Source organism: Bacillus sp. CH_48, from assembly GCF_038008465.1.
GTDB lineage: Bacteria > Bacillota > Bacilli > Bacillales > Bacillaceae_G > Bacillus_A > Bacillus_A thuringiensis_S.
Genome location: NZ_JBBOZF010000001.1, coordinates 4,968,852 through 4,989,948 on the forward strand (window position 1 = coordinate 4,968,852; position 21,097 = coordinate 4,989,948).

Genomic DNA, 21,097 nt, shown 5'->3' on the forward strand with positions numbered 1-21,097 from the left:
ATTTTATTATACAAAAGATTCTGATTATTTTAAATATTTATTTTAACAAACATAGAAAAAAGCGATCGGAAATTTCTTTCCAGCCGCTTCCTTGAATAGCATTTACTTGTAATCCATCCTCTATATCAAATGGATTTTGAACTTTAAATATTTCTTCCATCAGCTTCAAAAACTCTTCTTCAGTTTTAGATTCACCATTAACCATAAGTGAGTATGGTTCCACTTCACCTAATTTATAATCGACAACAAATTGAATCTTCACCTTTTGTCTTGGCGTTCCGGTGTTATATCCTTGGAATTCTACTAATTCTAACCCTTCCGTTCCACGATAATATATCCAACCTGAATTTTGAAAATAATTTTCGAAAGATTCACCTATTGAAAAGAAAGGATATTCATAAAGCGAGCTTGTACGAACCTTTTGAATAACGTCTCGATCAGTCGGAAAAAAGAAATGACTAAAAAATATGCTAGCAACTGCTAAAATAGTAACAATTGTCGCTCCCATTTTGCTCGTTCCGCCGCTATCATTGATTAGATAGTTTTCAACTGATTTATCTTTTATTTCTCTTGCTTTTATTCGGTATATACGTCTTTCCGCAAATTGATAGTATAATCCATTTGCAAAAATCCCCATTCCAAACAGAATAAAAATGAGTAATAAAAACGTAAGAGGTACCATATTAATGATTGGCAACGCTACATTAAATCCCATATAATACGAAAATGCATCACACGCTACTAATAACAACATAAATAAAGCAGCTGGTACATAATACTTACGATATCCTAGCCAGCCTATATTGAAAATAGCAGCCCAACCATTCCAACTCCACCTAGCAATCCGCTTATTCTCAAGTTCCCATTTCCTTTTGTAATACGGATATTGTCTCCCTACATATACTTCTAGTTCTTTATCTATTAACGAGCTACCTTCCTCTTGTTCATTATCCAAGTTTCGCTGACAACTTGCACAATTTAACTGTTCCTCCTCGCAAGATTGCCCACAATTTATACATTTCAAAACAATCCCTCTTCCCATACATACGTCATTTCAAAATACCTTCGTGTTTTAATAACCACTCTTTCCTCCATAAACCACCAGCATATCCAACAAGCTTCCCACTCTTTCCTATTACACGGTGACATGGAACAATTATTGAAATTGGATTCCGACTATTTGCCCCTCCTATTGCCCGTACAGCTTTTGTATTTCCAACTTTCTCTGCAATATCTAAATATGAAGCACTTACGCCGTATGGAATAGTATAAAGTGCATCCCATACATTTTTTTGAAATGCTGTTCCCTCCGCAGACAGCGGGACCGTAAACTCTTTTCTTTTCCCTTTAAAATATTCATCTAACTCATTTATACATTGTTCTATCATTTCATTTTTATTTTCTTCTTGTCGTTCATCAACAAATATAACAGACGTAATTCCTTCTTGATTCGCTGTAATTTCAAGCAAACCTACTTCGCTTTCATAATAAGCCTGGTACATATGCCATCCTCCAATTCAGTTCATATTAGTCATTGTAACACGAATATACAAAATTTTTCGTATAAGCGTTTTATTAGAGAAACAAAAAAGAGAATGATACAATGTAAGAAAATTCAATCTAGGAGGCTATTGGATGAATTCCGAACTTTTTTCACCTTATACAATTAAGGACGTTACATTAAAAAACCGGATTGTTATGTCACCTATGTGCATGTATTCATCGGAAAACGGGGATGGCCAAGTAACGAATTTCCATCTCATTCATTATGGAACAAGAGCTGCCGGTCAAGTTGGTTTAGTTATGATTGAAGCAACAGCCGTGTTACCTGAAGGTCGAATTTCAAATAAAGACTTAGGCATTTGGGATGACAACCTAATTGAAGGCTTACATAAAACGACTACTTTTATACATGATAACGGTGCAAAAGCTGCCATTCAACTCGCTCACGCCGGAAGAAAAGCTGAATTAGATACGAATGCTTTCGCTCCTTCTGCAATTCCTTTTAATGATACGATGAAAATACCAGTAGAAATGAATATACAGCAAATCAAAGAGACTATATTAGCTTTTCAGAGGGCCGCGTTACGTTCAAAACAAGCCGGATTTGATGTTATCGAACTACATGGCGCTCACGGTTACCTTATCAATGAATTCCTATCACCACTTACTAATAAACGAACGGATGAATACGGCGGCTCACCTGAAAACCGCTATCGCTTCTTACGCGAAATCATCGACTCTGTAAATAAAGTTTGGGACGGACCAATATTCGTTCGTATTTCAGCAAATGATTATCATCCTGACGGGTTAACAGTTCAAGATTATGTTCAGTATACAAAATGGATGAAAGAACAAGGAGTAGATTTAATTGATTGTAGCTCTGGGGCTGTTGTCCCTGCACGCATCGATGTTTATCCTGGGTATCAAGTACAATATGCTAAACATATTAAAGAGCATGCTAACATTGCAACTGGTGCAGTTGGATTGATTACGACTGGATCTCAAGCAGAGCAAATTTTAAATGATAACGAAGCAGATTTAATTTTCATCGGACGTGAGTTACTTCGCAACCCGTACTTCCCGAGAATAGCAGCCAATGAACTTGGCTTTGAATTGCAAGAACCTCACCAATATAAGCGAGCACCAGGAAAAATTCATACGAATAAATAAAACCGAGAAGTCATTCTTCTCGGTTTTATTTATTCTATCGTTGGAATTTCATTTGAATTATAAGTATGGATACCCGATTCTTCGCGCAGCGCGGTTATATACATCCCTTTCGCCACATCTTTAGCTGAAATTGGTTTATACTTTTTGAAAGCCCCTTTAAAGATAAAAGGAATAATACGAGATAACTTTTCAGCCATTCGTTCGCCGAAACGAAATTCTTGTCGATTTCCTACTAATAATGATGGTCTAAAAATGTGAATACCACCGATCACTAACTTTTGCAATTCTTCTTCCATTCTTCCTTTCACTTGTGAATAAAAGAAAAATGATTTAGGATTCGCTCCCATAGAAGACACAACAAGGAAATTTTGTACCCCTTGTTTTTCAGCTAAACAAGCAGCTCGTAACGTATATTCATAATCTACTTTTTTAAAATTTGCTTTTGTTTTTGCTTTTTTTATTGTTGTTCCTAAGCAACTAAAAACATCATCCACAGCAAAGAACTCTTTATATTCCTCTAATACCGAAAAATCAACTTGTTTCTGCTGTAACTTTTCATGTTGCCATTGCATTGGATCTCTTACAAAAATAGTAACCGAATCATAGTAATCTGATTCAAGTAATAGACGCGTTATCTCTTGTCCAACTAAACCACTTGCACCAAGTATTAACGCTGTTCGCTTATTCATATATGCATATACCTCTTATTTTACTTTTCTCTCCTTCAGTAAAATACAACCTTTAGGAGTTTCCTGATCTTATTTTACCACAAGTAAAACACTATGCGTACGCATAGTGTTTTACTTACTCTTTTTTCTCATCTCTCTCTTGTAATTTCGTTATTGTTGTAGCGTCCCCTAAATTACTTATTAATCTTCTTAAAAAAATTAATACAAAAGATAATGGCAATACTACCGCTAATATTAATAAAATAGCTTCCATTAAGTAACCCAAACGCTCACCCCCCTCTTTAACCTCCTTTTCAATATATGAAAACAGCGTTGTCACATATGCATGCATTTGCAAAAATAATACACTTATATTTGACAACTTTATAACAAAAACAAATCGGAATGATTATTATTTATTGCAACTTTATTAAAGATGTATTATACTAAGTTCGCAAACTAAAACGTAATTATTCCGTTTTGTATTAAAATGATATTTTTCTTCTATAATTGGGGAAAATATATCAGTAAAAAAGAAAAGAGGAGAACTTCATGCCTAAAAGATTGACTATATTTTCATTCTTACTTATTTTCACCTTAATTTTCGCTGGCTGCTCAAATAAAAAAGAAAGTAATGCCAAGAAAGATGGAAAGCTAACAGTTTATACAACGATTTTCCCACTTGCTGATTTCGCAAAGAAAATCGGTGGCGACTATGTAAATGTTGAAGCAATTTACCCACCTGGTGCAGATTCACATACATTTGAACCAAGTCAAAAACAAACAGTACAAGTTGCAAAAGCTAATTTATTCGTTTATAACGGCGCTGAATTAGAACCATTTGCTGAAAAAATGGAAAAAACATTACAAAAAGAAAATGTTAAAATTGTAAATGCATCTAAAGGTATTGAGCTTCGTGCTTCTACTGAAGAAGAGCATCATGATCATGGAGATGGCCATAAAGAAGATGAACATCATCACGATAAAGACCCGCATGTTTGGTTAGATCCTACTCTAGCAATGAAACAGGCGGAAAAAATTAAAAATGCACTTGTAGAATTACAACCTGAACATAAACAAGAATTCGAAAAAAACTTCGCCGCACTTCAAACTAAATTTACTGATTTAGACGATCAATTTAAGGCAGCTGTAGCGAACGCAAAAACGAAAGAAATTTTAGTTTCTCATGCTGCCTATGGTTACTGGGAACAACGATACGGCCTAAAACAAATTCCTATCGCTGGAATTTCAGCTTCTGATGAACCATCTCAAAAGCAGCTTGCTGACATTACAAAAACAGTAAAAGAACATAGTCTAAAATATATTTTATTCGAAACGTTCTCTACTCCAAAAGTAGCATCCGTAATTCAAAAAGAAACTGGTACAAAAGTTTTACGCTTAAATCACTTAGCTACTATTTCTGAAGATGATGCGAAAAATAATAAAGATTACTTCACTTTAATGGAAGAAAACGTAAACACATTGAAAGAAGCAACAAACTAATCCATTATATTTTCTAGGCAGCTGAATCTGGTATTCAGCTGCCTTTTTATGTATTTATCCTTGACTTGACCAAAATAACAAGTAAAATTATCCATATTAGCTTTAAAGCTATATTAATTTAGAAGGTGAGTTGGAATTATGAATCTTCACATTTGTGAAGTAACAGCAAAAAATTGGCGTTCAGTAGTTGCTTTAAACGTCACAAAAGATCAGCAACAATTTATTGAAAGTAACGCGTTTTCTTTAGCAGAATCATTATATGAAGGAAACGGAACGTCAGTAGGTTTATATGATGGAGAAACACTTGTAGGATACGCAATGTATGGATGGTATTCAGAAAAACATAAAAGCGTATGGCTCGATCGCTTTATGATTGACCAACAATATCAAGGAAAAGGATACGCAAAACGTTTCCTTCGCTTACTCATTCAATTCTTACAAGAAAAATTCGAATGTAAAATAATTTACTTAAGTTTACATCCAGACAACAAACTTGCAATGGGACTATATGAATCATTTGGTTTCCGCTTAAATGGTGATATTGATGATGAAGGTCCAGTTGTAGGTGTTGTAATGGAGTTACTAATAGACGAAAACATAAGCCTGTGAAAACAGGCTTTTTATTATACATTTATCCCGCTATTTGCGGACAGTAAGACCCCCATCTCAAAATTCAGCGGAAGCAAAGAAGTTAGGCCGGGGTCCCTGTTGCCCGTAAAAGCCCGATTGGTGAGGGCTGATAATCAGTTGGGGATGAACAAAACCCCCACTGATTAAAGTTTCACTTTATCAATTTTTAGTTTCTTTTCCTTATTTAATTCTGTTTTGCAATCTAATAGAATGTTCATAAAAAATAAGCCTGCAATTTACGCAGACTTATTTCACACACTCCTGAAAATGTTCTTGGAACCACTCTTTATTAATATCTCTTCCGATAAAAACTACTTCACTTACTCGCTCTTCGCCCTCTTGCCACTCTCTATCGTACGAAGCGGCAAATAAAGTATGTACACCTTGGAAAACGATACGTTTATCTACTCCATCTATCGATAAAATTCCTTTGTAACGATATAAATATTCCCCTAGCTCTTGAACGACAGCTGACATCCACTCATTAAGCTTTTGTAAATCTAGCGGACGTTCTTCACGTAATACAAATGATTTCACACCTTCTAAGTGGTTATGTTCTTTATGAGGGTAAATTTGCAACGTATCTTTCGTTTTAAACGTTTGAATTTGTAATAAAGATGGTATATCTACCTCACAGTTAGTCGCCTCGATTAACTTTGCAGTCGGATTAATTCCTTGAATTTCATGCAAGAGATTTTCTTTCTCACTCTCTTCAATTAAGTCTAATTTATTTACTAAAACGACATCAGCAAACGCAATTTGCTCTTTTGCTTCTAATCCTTTTTCAAAATGTTTATGTATATGATAACTATCTACCACCGTTACAACACCATTAATTTGGTATGCAGATTGAATGACTGGATCTAAAAAGAATGTTTGAATAATCGGCCCTGGATTTGCAAGGCCAGTCGTTTCAATTACTAAACCATCAAAATCCATTTTCCCTTCTGCTTTTACGTCCAGTAACTGTTTTAAAGCAACAAGTAAATCTTCACGTACAGTACAACATAGACAACCGTTTGTCATTTCCATAATTTCTTCTTCCACATTCATAATCAACTGATTATCAATGCCAATTTGTCCTATTTCATTTACAATCACCGCTAATTTCTTACCGTGATTTTCTGATAAAATACGATTTAATAAAGTCGTTTTCCCTGATCCAAGAAAACCAGTTAATATTGTTACTGGAATCATTCCTTACATCTCCTTATAGCTATATGTTTCTACATTATAGCATATAGAGAAAATCATTTTTTTAGCAAAACATATTTATTGTATGTACGCCCCCCAAACTATATAATAATACGTAGTAAGAAAGCCTTTTCAAAATAATAATCATTCATCAAGGGGGTACTTATAATGGAACGAGTTCAAATGAATGAAACGCTAGAATTCTCTCGTATTATTCAAGGATTTTGGCGTTTAGCAGAATGGAATATGACGAAACAAGAATTACTTTCTTTCATTGAAGATTGTATGGATATGGGAATTACTACTTTTGATCACGCTGACATTTACGGCGGATATACGTGTGAAGGGTTATTTGGCGAAGCTTTACAATTAAAGCCTTCCTTACGAGAAAACATGCAAATTATTACAAAGTGTGGAATCGCTCCCCCATCACCAAAATTTCCAGAGCGATATGTTGCTCACTACAATACTAGTGCAGAGCACATTATTCAAAGTGCAGAAGCATCACTAAAAAATTTACATACAGATTATATTGACGTATTACTTATTCATCGTCCCGACCCTTTTATGGATCCAAATGAAGTGGCAAAGGCATTTTCACAATTAAAACAAGAAGGAAAAGTTCGTCACTTCGGTGTATCTAACTTCTTACCTTCACAATTTAATATGTTAAGTTCTTACTTAGATTTCCCGCTTATTACGAACCAAATTGAAGTTTCTGCATTGCAGCTTGAGCACTTTGAAAAAGGGACAATTGATTTATGCCAAGAAAAACGAATCAATCCAATGATTTGGTCACCTCTTGCTGGTGGGGAAATCTTTACTGGTCAATCAGAACGCGCCGTACGTGTACGTGAAACTGTGCAAAAAGTTGCTACTGAGCTAGGTGTTACTAGTATCGATACGGTTATGTATGCTTGGTTACTTGCGCATCCAGCTAACATGATGCCAATCGTTGGATCTGGTAAATTAGATCGTGTAAAAACGGCCGCTCTTGCTACAAACGTTAAATTAGATCGTCAACAATGGTTTACAATTTTCGAAAGCTCTAATGGACATCCTGTACCATAATACACAAAAAGAAGAGCTGTTTCTTTACAGCTCTTCTTTTTCATATGTATTTCTAGTCATGGCAAATACACACATATCCCTTAATCCGTTTCCATCTACCGCAACACTCGCACTTTCTAACGTACCTTCTAACTTAAAGCCTAATTTCTCAGGTATCGCTCTACTCTTCTTATTGAAAGAATCACAACGAATTTCTACACGGTTTGCTTTCAATTCAGAAAAAGCGTAATCCGTTATACCTTTCGCAGCCTCTACCATATAGCCTTTTCCGCTAAACCTTGTATCAATCCAATATCCGATTTCAAATTGAGGTATATCCCAATTAATACGATGTAATCCGGCTGAAGCAATAAATTCACCTGTTTCTTTCGAAAATACTAGTAATCTTAAATCTTCACGTTGCAAAAATTGAATATGTGATTTTCTAATACTTTCTTCTATTTCTTGCTCTGTTTGCTCTTTTTGTGCAAACACCATCCAAGGTTTTAGTTCTTGTATTGAAGCCTGAATTGCATCATATACAACTTTACCATCTCCTGGTTTCGGCATTCGAATAAAAAGCCTGTCAGTATAAAATTCAGAAGGAAAATCGAATAATAACGGATTCACTGTAAACACTCCCCATAATTCTTTTATATATAATAATATCCATCTCAAGTTATATAGTAAAGAATTTTCTGAATTGAAAACCTTTTACTCATTCACTTCCGCCGCTACACGAATTCCAGATTCAATCGCACCTTGAATCCATCCGTGATATAGCGTTGTATGATCTCCAGCGAAGAATATTCTCCCCTCTGGTTTGACAATCGCTGGTTGTAGCTCAGATTCTTGACCTGCTTGAAAAAGCGCAAATCCTCCAAGCGCATACGGATCCAATGTCCAGCTTTTTGATATTCCAGATATGAACTCATCATACACTTGACCACCTAATATTGTTGCTAAGTTGTGTAAGGCGTAATAAATACGATCGCCTTTTGATAAACCATCCCATAACAATGCATCGTAAGACCATGTATAGCTACCTAACATCATAGCAGGTCCTTTTTCTCCAATTCCATGACTTGGATAATAGGCATAACGAATTGGCAAATCTGTTATAATTCTGCCACCTAATTGCCCTTGTTCTTCCCAAAATCTGCTTTTAAATTGAATTCCTATTTTCGTCGCAGGCATGTAATGCAATTCACGAATTGCTTTCCATTTTTCATGAGATATAGAATCAAACGGATCTACTTCTACAAAACGCATTGTCGAAAACGGGATAGTAACAATAACTAAATCTCCTGTAATACTACTATATTCAAAAGTTTCCTCGTTCCGATAGAAAGCTGTCACACCATTATCGTGTTGATGTAACTTCATTAATTTTTGATTATATATAATATTTTCTTCTAATTGCGGTAAAAATGACTTTGGTAATCTATCATTCCCGCCCATAATTTCACAAAATCCGCTCTCCTCTTGCATAATGTATAGAAATCGTAAAGTCTCTACAAACGACCGCTCTAAAAAACCTTCTAAATCTAATAGAACACCGATCATCTCAATTGTTACTGGCGAAAAGTAAGTATTATACTGATAAGGATGATACTTTAAAAATTGTCCTGTGGAATATCTCCCAAAATCCTTCACTACAACATCCCAATTTTTCTCTGGATTTCTTTTAATAAAATTTATTATCGGCTGTACTGCTAATAACAATAGTTCTTCAGACGTTTTTCCCACTTCGTTCATTTCCACAGGATACCTTAAAATACTCGGATCCTTTTCATATTGTTTCAACGTCATTTTCCGTCCATTTACATAAATAATATCCGTCTCATTCCTATTAATAAAAGGACTCACCTGTAGCCCAAATTTTCTTATATATGCCATCGTTAACCTATGTGTATACGGAATTCTCATTGCTCCCACATCTAAATATAATCCGGTATCTTCCATTCTAACTGTCTCTATACGGCCACCTACCCGGTTGTTTGCTTCAAAAATTTTCACATCATGTCCTGCAGCCTTTAATAAAGATGCTGAAACTAATCCAGCCATACCAGCTCCCACTACAATAATTTGTTTTGGACTTATCGTCTTCTTCAATCCTTTATCTATAACTTTTAACGCTTCATCCATTTCAGTGTTATACATTATATCTTTCTGCACAATTCCACCCCTTATTTCATCAAATGGACGTTAGTGGTTTAGTGCATTTTATTCATAGATCTCCATAAACATAACACCATTGCAATTTGAATATTCACTAAAAATACATAAGAGACAGATTTCATATTTCTTTATGCTTCGTATAATATAGCAACTGCAAAGAAGGAGTGGTTAAAAATGAAACATACTTATGACTACCATGCTACAAAAAAACATTTAGAATTAAAGAAACAAAACTTATGTAAAAAACTTAGCAATATGACACTATCTGCAAAAGAACGTGAACAGCTAAAACGTGAAATTGACAACTATGAATATATTTTAAATCTAGTCGAAATGAATCATTATGAACGCGGATTTTCTCATTAAAAGCGGAAATAAGATTATCCGCTTTTCATTTTGAGCATTTCGCTACGCATTTTTCATAAGTAAATATATAATAGGATGTACATTAAGATTGAGAGGTATATTCTATGATCAAGTTAAGTGTATTAGACCAATCACCTATTTCAGATGGTAGCACAGCAGCCCAAGCTTTTTCACATACAGTTACGCTTGCACAAGAAGTTGAAAAACTCGGATTCACACGTTTTTGGGTATCCGAACATCATAATTCCGTAGGCTTAGCTGGTTCAAGTCCAGAAATACTTATTTCTCATATTGCCGCAAAAACGGACCATATTAGAGTCGGTTCAGGTGGTGTTATGTTACCGCATTATAGCCCATATAAAGTCGCTGAGAATTTCCGTGTTTTAGAAGCACTGTATCCAAATCGTATCGATCTCGGTGTTGGTAGAGCCCCTGGTGGTATGCCAATAGCAACTCGCGCACTTCAAGAAGGGAAAATGGTCTCACTTGATCAATATCCAGAACAAATTGCAGACGTTGCAATGTACATACATGATCAAGTACCAGAAAACCATCACTATGCAAACTTAAAAGCCACTCCAGTTATCCCAACATCTCCTGAAATGTGGATGCTCGGTTCTAGTGGAGAGAGCGCTAAAATTGCTGCAAACAACGGAGCTTCTTTCGCATTTGCACAATTTATTAATGGCTTTGGAGGCCCTGAAGTTATGAGGGCTTACCAAGAACAATATCAGCCCTCATTTTTAGGAGATAAACCAAAGTCAATCGTTGCTATTTTTGTTATTTGCGGAGAAACAAATGAAGAAGCAGAAAAAATTGCTTCTAGTTTAGATTTATCAATCTTATTATTAGAGCAAGGAAAACGAACTACTGGTACACCTTCTATTGAAACTGCTCAAAATTATTCATACAGCGCTTATGATTTATTCCGTATAAAAGAAAATCGTCAACGTATGATTGTTGGTGATCCGTCTTCTGTAAAAGAAAAAATAATAAACTTAAGCAAAGCATACAATACTGACGAATTTATGATTGTCACGATTACTCATCAATTCGAACATAAATTAAAGTCTTATCGCTTACTAGCAAATGCTTTTAATTTATAATTCTAAAAAGAGATGCATCACATATGATGCATCTCTTTTTCTTACTACTTATTGTTTTCATTTCCTATATATTCAATAGCTTCTTTTAATAGCTCATCAAAGTTAATAGGATAATTATGATCTAAGTCAGGCACAACTTTATACTTATGTTCTATATTCTTATCTCTTAATAGTTGCACAAATTGCTGCACGGATTCGAAACAATCTTCATCTTGATCCCCGCATACTATATATCCTTTTATATGTTTATCCTGCAGCACACTCAACAACTCATCCCATTCTTCAATCTTGGGAAGCCAGGGTGCCATAAAAACAAAACCATCTACATCTATATCTTTTTGTAAAATCGTATATAAAGCTACTCTTGCTCCTGCAGAAAAACCACCAATTATTACATTTTCTACTGTATGATTTTCTATAAACTTATTGTAATGCTCTTTTAATTCCCCTTTCCCTCTCTCTAGATCATCCCAAACAAATCCATCTGAAAACTGAATTTGTGAAGACTGTGGTAAAGCTAACGTGTAATCTTGTGTCAAAACTGATTTCCAATATGGCTCTACTATTAGAATATTTTCTTGGTCACCATGTAATGTAAGTAGTAGATTTCCCTCTTTCTTGCTGTATATATATTTCACGTCTGGTCTTTCCGTTTTATGTGCTAATCCTTCTCTTTCTTTACATAATTGAACCATTGTATGAAATTCTTCAAATTTATGTAGTGATTTTAAATCATCGTCCGAAATTAAATACTCATTTCCATACCAGAATCCCTTTTCTATAATGGCCTCTCTCATTAAATGTAATGCTTCTTTTTCAAGTCCCGATGCACTTGCGAGCGCATACTTAAAATTATATATTTGCGCCTCATTCCCTATTACACCTGTAGCATTTTCCATTATATAATTGTACGCTTCAAAACTTCCTTTATTTGCATAACAACGTAACGTTTCATTTAATAATTGAATGTAAGTCATACTATTTTTCATGTACCAATTCCCCCGAAACCTTTTATAATATTTTTTTGCGAATCTTTATACCACTTTGTATAACCTACGCTAACAATATCTTATTCTCAGAATGATGCTTAATAGTTACTCTTCCCTGTCCAATGCATTTAGTATAAATGAAAATAGACTGAAAAATCAATATTTTAACAAACAAAAAAAGACAACAATATATGTATTGTTGTTTTCATTACATCTACCCGCTCTTTTGTTTTTTTCTATCTGGTTTACTTGAAACTAAATAATGTTTTTCTGAAATATATAAGTCTCTTTTTAAGCTACGATTTAAGTAAGGTCCTAGTTTCATTCCGCATATGAGGCGATCTTCGCTACCTTCAACAATTGGGAACATTTCTTTTTCTGTTACGTATTGATCTACTGCTTTTTGTACGACATCAATTTCTTTCACTAGGTTTAAATTTTCTGCTGTATGTTCAAATACCTCAAGCGTTTCCTTCGTTATGAGAAAATCATTTGTTGGAAATGCAGGTAAATACGGTTTTAACAAATCATAATTCACTGTATAATCGTCATTTACTAATACTGTATAAACAATATTAGCATTCGTTTCTAAAAACTGAGCCATCGCTTGTTCTAATTCATCTTTCGTAATTTCCCGCTCTTCTTTTCCAGTTCTGAAAAAGCGAAACATCGCATCGCCTCCTTTTTACTATATTATAGCATAAAAGAAAACTGAAAAATCATAAAAAAACCCATTGAAATAATTTTTCAATGGGCTTCTATATATTTATCGTTATTTTAAGAATGCACTTAGCATCCATACATGTTGTTCTAATGTTGTATGAATTGCTAACAACATGTCAGCTGATGTTTCATCGCCAGCTTCGCCCGCAACTTCCATACCTTCTTTTAATTCTTGAATAAGTGCAGAATAATCATTCACTAATGTTTGCACCATTTCTTCTGCAGATTCTTTGCTTGTCCCTTCGCTGACACTAGATGTTGCGAGATATTCTTTCATTGTCGCTAATGGTTTACCTTCTAAAGCTAAAATACGTTCTGCTAACTCATCAATATACGTTCCAGCTTCATTATAAAACTCTTCAAATTTCTCATGTAATGTAAAGAAGTGTGGCCCTGTCACATACCAGTGATAATTATGTAGTTTCACATATAACACATTCCAGTTTGCTACCTGCTTGTTTAATACTTCAACAACATTTGTTTTCGTACTCATACAACCCACTCCTCTTATCATTTTGTAATGTTTATCTTTTAATAACCTAATTACATTTTACCATACATTCCCTTTCCTTTCGAACAATCGGCTTATATGTAACAAAGTTTTAACACCTTTAATACTTCCCTAATATCATTTAATTCATGTATTTTTTCAAACACTTCATACGTCTAATTGTCCAAGCTCATACATATGCATAATAGTACATCAAGCTCATCATAGTAGAAAGAGGGATAACATGGACAATCAACAATGGCAAGTAGCAAAGAAAGTAGCTGCTACTTATATCGGAACTGTCGTTGGAGCTGGATTTGCTACTGGACGAGAAATTGTTGAATTTTTCACAGTGAATGGATTATATGGGACAATTGGCATATGTGTAAGTGGATTTTTTTTTATTTGGCTCGGCACAAAGATGATGTTACTTTCATCGCAAATTGGGGCATTTTCAGCGCAAGAATTTAACAAATATTTATTTGGGGATGTATTTGGGAATGTTGTAAACACATTATTATTACTCGTTTTATTCGGCGTAACGAGCGTTATGTTATCAGGGGCTGGTGCAGTATTTGAAGAGCAACTTCGCTTACCAAGACAACTCGGTATTCTCATTACAGTTATCGCTTGTCTCATTATAAGTAGCCGCGGATTACAAGGTGTTTTTGAAGTAAATACACTTGTCGTACCTATTATGATGATTTTTATTATCGGACTTGCTATTACAACCTTTTTTCACGGTACACCTTCCATTAATAACACTATTCCTGCAGAGAGTTGGAATATGAAATGGATTACTAGCCCTATTACATATGTCGCCTTAAATCTTTCTCTCGCCCAAAGTGTTCTCGTCCCATTAGCCAGTGAAGTTAAGGATCGAAAAGCCATTTTTTGGGGTGGGATTTTAGGTGGTGCTGGACTTTCTTTAATTTTATTATGCAGCCATTTAGCAATCTTATCAGTCGATCAATTTTATCAATATAACATCCCAATGGCTGAAGTCATAAGAAGATTTAATGCAACTTTTCACTTCTTCTTCGTTCTCATTATTTTCGGTGAAGTTTTCACAACTTTAGTTGGTAATGTGTTCGGAATGACAAAACAGATGCAATCTATTACTGGGTGGAAAAATAACAATATTATTTTCTTTATTTTACTAATTAGTTATTGCTTTAGTTACATCGGTTACAGTGACTTACTTCACATTCTATATCCTATCATCGGATGGGTAAGTATTGTTATACTTCCAATCATTGCATTTAAACAACTTCAAAAAACATAAAAAAGCATCCATGTTATTGGATGCTTTTTTATGTTCATTCACAATCATCACATACTTCCCAGTACGGCCCCATTTCTAATGCTAAATATGGCTTTAATTGCAACCGAATCATTCGACTAGGCATGCGCTCTAAAACAAATTGAATACCCTCTTCATCTTCGTCTAATTCAACTTTTGAAATCACAATTCTTTGCATAGTCGTAATGGGAATTCCATCTTTATATAAAGTGATTTTCACCTCATCGTATTCATTAAAATACAATTCGACACTCATTTGATTTTTCAGAATTTCATCAACAATTTTATATGTATCATTTTGTTCTTGGATTATATATTTCCATCCGCCTCTATCTTCTTTCGGAGCTGTTTGAAATAATGTCTCCAAATCCTCGTATAGCATAAGATAACCCCTCTCTTACTAAAAACGATGAGTATTTTATATACCCTTTATCTCTATCACTATCCATAGCTATTGTACCATATATCACCGTTCTTACCTTATTCATTTGCTTCATACATACTTATAAAACAACTAATTCTATCTCCATTATTATGTATATTACCTCATTACTCCATACTCTCTTACAAGTTCAAATAACATCAGACTTTAATCAATGCAAATATTCTCTACTGTCCGCTTTTATTAGCTTACAGCATTCACACTTTTACATATAGTAAGACTAACACAAATAAAAAAGGAGAGTGACTTATACCACTCCCCTTAAAAGAACTTCCCTATAGCTGCTAAAACTAATACGATTATTAAAATTGCGAATAATAATGAGACAATGAAACTAAAAATAGGTAACGCTTTCTTTTCATTCTTCTTAAATAGTAACTTTAAACTAAGAAAAATATTTACTGGTACAAGTATAAAATAAAAATATTTAACAATTTGCACCGAGCTATTCGAAAGTGTTTTTAATATAAACACTTCAATTAGAAAAACAATAAAAAATGAAATACTTAGCCAAAATGAAACGTAACTAAGCCAAGAATGTCTTTTTGTCCCCCAGTACACTCCCATAATACTCTCCTTTTATTTGTATTCTATAGGTTAACAATTATACACAAAGCTAACAAATACCTCTATTTTTCGACAAATATTATGCAAAATACCATTTTAAACGTCATAAGAGGACTCTACATCCCACATTTAAATTTACATAATAAAACAGACTCTCCCAATACATACTTCTATTTTAGGGACAGCCTGTTCTCTGTTAAACTTTAAATCTGTCAATTAGTCCTTGTAACTCTTCAGCCATTTGAGATAACGTGCCCGCTGCGGATCCAATTTCCTCCATCGAAGCTAGCTGTTCTTCAGCTGAAGCCGCAACATTTTGTGTGCTTGTTGCATTATTTTGTGCTGTCATTGCAATTTGTCCTACCGAAATAGATACTTCATTTGCCCCTTTTGACATTCCATTAGCCGTTTCAACCATCGTCTTAATTTGATTAGCTATTTCATTTGTAGATTGTAAAATTTCAGCAAAGTTTTGCTTCGTTTCATTTGCGATAACAAGTCCAGATTGAACTTCCTCATTTACATGATTCATAGATTTGACTGTCTTACCCATATCATCTTGTATTTCACATATTAATTTACTAATTTCACTAGAAGATACGCTAGACTGCTCTGCCAATTTACGTACTTCATCTGCAACAATCGCAAAACCTCTTCCATGCTCACCGGCTCTTGCAGCTTCAATCGCCGCATTTAGAGCTAGAAGGTTTGTTTGATCTGCAATATTTTGAATTACTTCTAAAATATCACCAATTTGTTTTGATTTATTATTTAGTAATTGTATAACTGTATCTGATTGTGACACAGATTCTGCAATAGACTGCATCTGGTTTACTGTTCTTCCTACTAGTTTCCCACCATCTTCTGCTTTTTCACGAGTATGTGCGGAAGCCGTATTAATAGATGATGAACTATTTGCTACATGCTGAATTCCTTCCGTTACATCAAATAGCAACATAGCACCATTTTCTACGCTTGTTGTTTGCGTCGTTGCCCCACTTGATATTTCATCCATTGCGATTGTGATTTGCTCAGTCGCTTCACTTGCTTGCCTTACACTTGCAGTTAGCTCTTCTGATGCCGCTGCAACATGCCCAGCTGAATCGTTAATTCTTCCGATTAACGTCCGTAACGAATTCGTCATCTCATTAAAGCCTTTAGCAAGTTGGCCGATTTCATCATTAGAATGAATTTCAATTGTTTGCGTTAAATCCCCTTCACTTATTTCTTTAGAGGTAACAACTAATCTCTTTAAAGGCTTCGTAATTGAAAGTGTTACAAAATAAATAAGTGCTCCACCTATTACTAATGAGATAAGCATAACAATTAACATATTATAAAATACAGGTTGAGCAGCTTCAATTACTTCACTTGAGTACATAGTCCCACCAATTTTCCAACCTGTTTTTACATTTGTAGCAAATACCATATTCTTTTCACTACCACCATAAGAATATGAAAAAGCACCGTGATTATCTTCATAAATTTTCTTTGCCCAAGAATCAGCCGCTTTTTCTCCTGATTTTTCTTGTGGATGAGCAATTATTTTTTGCTTTCCATCTAAAATGAAGGCATATCCTTTTTTACCAATATTAATTAACTTTGATGTTTTTAATAAATTATCTAAACTTAAATCTAGCGCAACAACCCCATTTTTATCTTCTGTTTGTTTTGCGATTGTTACGACAATATGTCCATTTCCTTTTGCCTTATACGGCTCAGTAACAACAATACCACCTTGTTTTGCCACTGCATCTTTATACCAAGGTCGTGCTGTTGGATCATAATCTGCTGCCATTTGTATATTTGGTTCTTGCACAAATTTTTTATCATTTCCGGCAACATATACTTGTTCAACATCTTTATTTAAATTTATATATTGAGATAATATTTTTCTTAATTCATCCTGATTATCTCCTTGATACATATTCCCCTGAATCACCCGTGCAAAATTATTCACATCATTAAATTTTGCATCAATCATTTGATTGATTAAATTATCCAGTATTTTTATATTGTCGTTGGCACTACTCTTAATTTGTGATTCAAAATTCTTTTTGGCTGTTTGATAAGACATGCCTCCGATAATAGACACAGCCGCAATTAAAATTACAAAGAATGAAATTAATAGCTTTTTTGCTACTTTCATATCACGAAACAAATTTAATAGTTTACCCATTATGAACCTCCTAATTTTCAAATTTAAAAGTTAAATTGAGTTAATTATTAATATTTCCCAATCCCTAATTATTATTTTCATAACCTATTATGATGAATACTTTGTAAAGTTTAAACAATTAATTTCTCTTTGTCTATATATATAAATAATATTATTATAAAATTTACAAATAGAAAAAACCAAAGGGCACCCTTTGGTTTTTACATTTTTTTATGTTGTTTAGAAAGCTTTTTCCACTTATCACGCTCTGCTCTGGCAAGGATTGCATCTTGTTTTCTCATAAAATACGCCAGTTCTCTTTGTAATTTTTTATAGCTTTTCAAACGATCTATCGTAATAAGTCCGTTATCAATTGCACTATGCACCGCGCATCCTGGTTCATTCTCATGCTTACAATCACGAAAACGGCATGTTGTCGCGAGTTTTTCAATATCAGAGAATGTTGTTTGAATCGCTTCGCTTCCTTCCCAAAGTTGCAATTCCCTCATGCCGGGAGTATCAATAACTAAACTACCACTCGATAATCGGAACAATTCACGATGAGTTGTCGTATGTCTTCCTTTACTATCTTCCTCACGAATATCTCCCGTTTTTGCTACTTCAATTCCTATAAGTGCATTTAACAAAGTGGATTTCCCAACACCGGATGATCCGACTAAAGCAATTGTTTTCCCTGAAGAAACAAATTGCTGCAACGATTCAATACCAGTATGCTCTAAACTATCAACGACGAAGATTGGAACACCAATTGCCACAGCTTCCGTTTCAACAATTTTCTGTTCCATGTCCTCACATAAACTACTCTTTGTTAAAACAATTACAGGCATTGCACCGCTTTCATACGCTAAAAGTAAATAACGTTCCATTCTTCTTACATTAAAATCATGGTTAAGTGCATTCACTAAAAATAGATAATCTACATTCGCTGCTATTACTTGTTCTTCCGTTCGAGTACCAGCCTCTTGTCTAGAAAAAGAGCTTCTTCTCGGAAAAATACTATGAATGATAGCTTTCTTTTCATTCTCTATTTTCTTTATATACACCCAATCACCAACAGCTGGATAATCTCCCTTCGTTACTGCTTCATGCCGAAACTTCCCAGACAGTTCTGCCATATATTCACCATCGTTACAAATAATGCGATATATATGCTTATGCTCAAGTAAAATACGACCTACTTCAAATTTCTCTACAGCTTGTTCCTCAAAAAAAGAATCCCAGCCATACGATTCTAAAATATTTTGATTCAAATTGATATCCTCCCTAGTTTTAGCTAAGTGGAAGGATAGTGCGCTCACTTATATCGTTTCGCCCTTTCCATCCACCTTTGTATTTGGTTTATTATTCATATAAGTTATTTTCGCCATAACACATCACCCCGTTCTTATTTTAATTACTCTCATTATATGGAATTCTCCTATAAAAAGCCACATCATTTAACGTAATTTTCAAATAACTTGTTTTTGAGCATTCTAATTTGTCCTCGGTGACTAATTTCATCTTCTAGCACATGAAACCAAAGATAGTGCTGGTTATATACTACACCGTTAGGCCACTTTCTTTCTGACATGAGCCACTTATCACCTTGTTCACTTAAATACTTCAGAGATTCTTCTCGAACACTTTGTAGAAGTTGTACATAATACTGTATTTCATGACCACGGATCGCTCTATCCGCTTCCCCTAAATACAGTGCATCTTCCCATATTTCTAATTCTTCTTTTGTAAAGTCACGATCTTGAAATGAAATAAGCTGATGAACTTTTTCAATAGCTGCTATATGTTTTAATAAGGCACCAATTGAATTCCCGCTACTCTGCATAATTAAATCTAATTGCTCAACTGATAAATTTCTTACTTCGCCTAATGTTACAGCTCTCGTATGCTCAAGCATGCTTACTAATTCCCCTATTTTTTTTGTATAACCATCTACACTTCTTATTCGATAATCTATATTCATATCACGCACCCCTTTCTGCATTCATATTATTGTAAAAATGATTCATATAATAGACTGAAATATATCTGAATTTTCCGTTATAATTAAATTGAATACAAAATATACCCAAACAAACTTTCTCAATATGCTTATATGAAATATTAAAAGGAATCAATATAAAATAATCGAATCTTATTCACTAAAAGGAGTGGATTCGATGGAAATGTATCAATGGCTAACCGCTGTTCTCGTTGGTGGCATTACTGGCTTCGTTTCCCATCTAATCAATAACCAAGGTAAGTTATTGCTTCCACGCCGTTTGAAAACATTTTTTCATTTTGGATTTTTAACTGATATTTTTACGGGTAGCCTAGCCGCACTTCTCGGACTCGTTTTATTCGATGTCACCGCAATAAAAGAAATTATAAAAGTATCCATTGTAACTGCTATTTCCGGTCAAACTTTCTTACTACATCAAGCTCTTGGTGGCGAACAGGCTAAAAATACGCAAATTGGGAAAGCTGATGAGAAGATTCAAGAAATTGACAAATTATTGCGACGTTAGTGTATACTTTCTTTTAAAATTATTGTTATAATGAGAAATAAATATTTTCTATTGCGTCGTTTGTCAGGAGAAAGGGTGTTTCGTATGACAAAAAAGAAAATAGAAGATTTCTTAACAAACTCCGAAAAAGAGGAACTGCTAGAAAACTATAAATGTTTACGAGAAGCCCGCACAAAAAGCGAAGCTAACTATTTTGGTGAAGCAGTGAACCATCTATTAAATAAAGCAAAACAACGAATTATTAAAGATGCAGGTATACATGATGAAAATGCAGCAACTGTTCAATCAAAAAGAAAAGCACTGTTTTAGTTACATTAGCTAAAACAGTGCTTTTTGTTACAATATTTTTCACATTACTTTCACATCTATTTCACAAATATAAGTACTTCTATATGTTAAACTAGGTATATCCTTTTCCGAGGAGCTATATGCCGATATATAAATCCCTATCACCATAGGGATTTTTTATTTCCCCATAATTTTATTACAATTCTTTTTCAATAATATAGCTGAACAACGAATTATTAAA

24 protein-coding genes are annotated in these 21,097 nt (G+C 34.2%); 9 read left to right on the top strand and 15 right to left on the bottom strand.

Going from position 1 to position 21,097, the window contains the following annotated elements; genetic code table 11:
* Positions 1-37 precede the first annotated feature (37 nt).
* Together N2V92_RS25030 and N2V92_RS25035 are read right to left on the bottom strand one after the other, a co-directional pair.
* Positions 38-1,042 carry a DUF2628 domain-containing protein gene (locus N2V92_RS25030; RefSeq protein ID WP_080117667.1) on the bottom strand — a complete coding sequence of 335 codons (1,005 nt, stop codon included), beginning with the start codon at positions 1,040-1,042 and terminating at the stop codon, positions 38-40.
* Positions 1,043-1,049: 7 nt separating this feature from the next.
* Positions 1,050-1,502 (bottom strand): methylated-DNA--[protein]-cysteine S-methyltransferase, encoded by a 453-nt coding sequence (locus tag N2V92_RS25035; RefSeq protein ID WP_000283913.1) that lies wholly within the window; start codon positions 1,500-1,502, stop codon positions 1,050-1,052.
* 133 nt (positions 1,503-1,635) lie between these two features.
* Between N2V92_RS25035 and namA the strand changes: the two genes are divergently transcribed.
* Entirely contained in the window at positions 1,636-2,673 is a 1,038-nt protein-coding gene (namA, locus tag N2V92_RS25040; protein WP_016077831.1) for an NADPH dehydrogenase NamA, read from the top strand.
* Positions 2,674-2,702: 29 nt separating this feature from the next.
* On the opposite strand, the gene N2V92_RS25045 is transcribed toward namA, so the two are convergent.
* Together N2V92_RS25045 and N2V92_RS25050 are read right to left on the bottom strand one after the other, a co-directional pair.
* Positions 2,703-3,362, bottom strand: a complete 660-nt coding sequence (locus N2V92_RS25045) for an oxidoreductase (RefSeq protein WP_001042731.1) — start codon at positions 3,360-3,362, stop codon at positions 2,703-2,705.
* Between the two features lie 115 nt (positions 3,363-3,477).
* Positions 3,478-3,627, bottom strand: a complete 150-nt coding sequence (locus N2V92_RS25050) for a hypothetical protein (protein WP_000540932.1) — start codon at positions 3,625-3,627, stop codon at positions 3,478-3,480.
* Positions 3,628-3,893: 266 nt separating this feature from the next.
* Between N2V92_RS25050 and N2V92_RS25055 the strand changes: the two genes are divergently transcribed.
* Together N2V92_RS25055 and N2V92_RS25060 are read left to right on the top strand one after the other, a co-directional pair.
* The gene (locus N2V92_RS25055) at positions 3,894-4,844 is read left to right on the top strand and encodes a metal ABC transporter substrate-binding protein (protein WP_001126157.1); all 951 of its coding nucleotides are present in this window, start codon (positions 3,894-3,896) and stop codon (positions 4,842-4,844) included.
* Positions 4,845-4,982: 138 nt separating this feature from the next.
* Positions 4,983-5,453 (top strand): GNAT family N-acetyltransferase, encoded by a 471-nt coding sequence (locus N2V92_RS25060; RefSeq protein WP_001048683.1) that lies wholly within the window; start codon positions 4,983-4,985, stop codon positions 5,451-5,453.
* Between the two features lie 267 nt (positions 5,454-5,720).
* Here N2V92_RS25060 and N2V92_RS25065 read toward each other — a convergent pair whose 3' ends face one another.
* The gene (locus N2V92_RS25065) at positions 5,721-6,671 is read right to left on the bottom strand and encodes a CobW family GTP-binding protein (protein ID WP_000613427.1); all 951 of its coding nucleotides are present in this window, start codon (positions 6,669-6,671) and stop codon (positions 5,721-5,723) included.
* Between the two features lie 165 nt (positions 6,672-6,836).
* Between N2V92_RS25065 and N2V92_RS25070 the strand changes: the two genes are divergently transcribed.
* Positions 6,837-7,739, top strand: a complete 903-nt coding sequence (locus N2V92_RS25070) for an aldo/keto reductase (RefSeq protein WP_000442822.1) — start codon at positions 6,837-6,839, stop codon at positions 7,737-7,739.
* A 24-nt stretch (positions 7,740-7,763) separates the two neighbouring features.
* Here N2V92_RS25070 and N2V92_RS25075 read toward each other — a convergent pair whose 3' ends face one another.
* A complete protein-coding gene (locus N2V92_RS25075) occupies positions 7,764-8,348 on the bottom strand; it encodes a GNAT family N-acetyltransferase (RefSeq protein WP_016077832.1) in 585 nt (194 codons plus the stop codon).
* 84 nt (positions 8,349-8,432) lie between these two features.
* Complete coding sequence (locus N2V92_RS25080) at positions 8,433-9,896, bottom strand: flavin monoamine oxidase family protein (RefSeq protein ID WP_042597868.1); 1,464 nt, start codon at positions 9,894-9,896, stop codon at positions 8,433-8,435.
* A 177-nt stretch (positions 9,897-10,073) separates the two neighbouring features.
* Here N2V92_RS25080 and N2V92_RS25085 point away from each other — a divergent pair, with 177 nt between their 5' ends.
* Both N2V92_RS25085 and N2V92_RS25090 read left to right on the top strand, forming a co-directional pair.
* Positions 10,074-10,265, top strand: a complete 192-nt coding sequence (locus N2V92_RS25085) for a DUF3896 domain-containing protein (RefSeq protein ID WP_000683363.1) — start codon at positions 10,074-10,076, stop codon at positions 10,263-10,265.
* Between the two features lie 104 nt (positions 10,266-10,369).
* A complete protein-coding gene (locus tag N2V92_RS25090) occupies positions 10,370-11,371 on the top strand; it encodes an LLM class flavin-dependent oxidoreductase (protein ID WP_000594036.1) in 1,002 nt (333 codons plus the stop codon).
* Between the two features lie 44 nt (positions 11,372-11,415).
* Here the strand turns inward: N2V92_RS25090 and N2V92_RS25095 are convergent, their stop codons facing one another.
* The 3 genes from N2V92_RS25095 to N2V92_RS25105 all read right to left on the bottom strand — a co-directional run bounded on the left by N2V92_RS25095 (position 11,416) and on the right by N2V92_RS25105 (position 13,576).
* A complete protein-coding gene (locus N2V92_RS25095) occupies positions 11,416-12,360 on the bottom strand; it encodes an alpha/beta hydrolase (protein ID WP_016077834.1) in 945 nt (314 codons plus the stop codon).
* A gap of 214 nt (positions 12,361-12,574) precedes the next feature.
* Positions 12,575-13,030 (bottom strand): DUF3939 domain-containing protein, encoded by a 456-nt coding sequence (locus N2V92_RS25100; RefSeq protein ID WP_000488205.1) that lies wholly within the window; start codon positions 13,028-13,030, stop codon positions 12,575-12,577.
* A gap of 102 nt (positions 13,031-13,132) precedes the next feature.
* A complete protein-coding gene (locus N2V92_RS25105) occupies positions 13,133-13,576 on the bottom strand; it encodes a Dps family protein (protein ID WP_000105199.1) in 444 nt (147 codons plus the stop codon).
* A 241-nt stretch (positions 13,577-13,817) separates the two neighbouring features.
* Between N2V92_RS25105 and N2V92_RS25110 the strand changes: the two genes are divergently transcribed.
* Positions 13,818-14,858: a YkvI family membrane protein gene (locus N2V92_RS25110; RefSeq protein WP_000370209.1), complete on the top strand. Its 1,041-nt coding sequence runs from the start codon at positions 13,818-13,820 to the stop codon at positions 14,856-14,858.
* Between the two features lie 34 nt (positions 14,859-14,892).
* On the opposite strand, the gene N2V92_RS25115 is transcribed toward N2V92_RS25110, so the two are convergent.
* From N2V92_RS25115 to N2V92_RS25135, 5 genes are all read right to left on the bottom strand, one after another.
* Positions 14,893-15,258: a DUF3979 family protein gene (locus tag N2V92_RS25115; RefSeq protein WP_016077835.1), complete on the bottom strand. Its 366-nt coding sequence runs from the start codon at positions 15,256-15,258 to the stop codon at positions 14,893-14,895.
* Between the two features lie 321 nt (positions 15,259-15,579).
* On the bottom strand, positions 15,580-15,885 hold the full coding sequence (locus N2V92_RS25120; protein ID WP_000539571.1) for a hypothetical protein: 306 nt from the start codon (positions 15,883-15,885) through the stop codon (positions 15,580-15,582).
* Between the two features lie 196 nt (positions 15,886-16,081).
* Positions 16,082-18,064, bottom strand: a complete 1,983-nt coding sequence (locus N2V92_RS25125) for a HAMP domain-containing methyl-accepting chemotaxis protein (protein ID WP_016077836.1) — start codon at positions 18,062-18,064, stop codon at positions 16,082-16,084.
* A gap of 200 nt (positions 18,065-18,264) precedes the next feature.
* Positions 18,265-19,314: a ribosome small subunit-dependent GTPase A gene (gene rsgA, locus N2V92_RS25130; protein WP_016077837.1), complete on the bottom strand. Its 1,050-nt coding sequence runs from the start codon at positions 19,312-19,314 to the stop codon at positions 18,265-18,267.
* Positions 19,315-19,496: 182 nt separating this feature from the next.
* Positions 19,497-20,024 carry a DinB family protein gene (locus tag N2V92_RS25135; protein ID WP_016077838.1) on the bottom strand — a complete coding sequence of 176 codons (528 nt, stop codon included), beginning with the start codon at positions 20,022-20,024 and terminating at the stop codon, positions 19,497-19,499.
* 196 nt (positions 20,025-20,220) lie between these two features.
* Between N2V92_RS25135 and N2V92_RS25140 the strand changes: the two genes are divergently transcribed.
* Positions 20,221-20,568 (top strand): DUF4257 domain-containing protein, encoded by a 348-nt coding sequence (locus tag N2V92_RS25140; protein WP_000426317.1) that lies wholly within the window; start codon positions 20,221-20,223, stop codon positions 20,566-20,568.
* A gap of 84 nt (positions 20,569-20,652) precedes the next feature.
* Positions 20,653-20,877, top strand: a complete 225-nt coding sequence (locus N2V92_RS25145; protein WP_000162602.1) for a hypothetical protein — start codon at positions 20,653-20,655, stop codon at positions 20,875-20,877.
* The last annotated feature ends 220 nt before the right edge of the window (positions 20,878-21,097 follow it).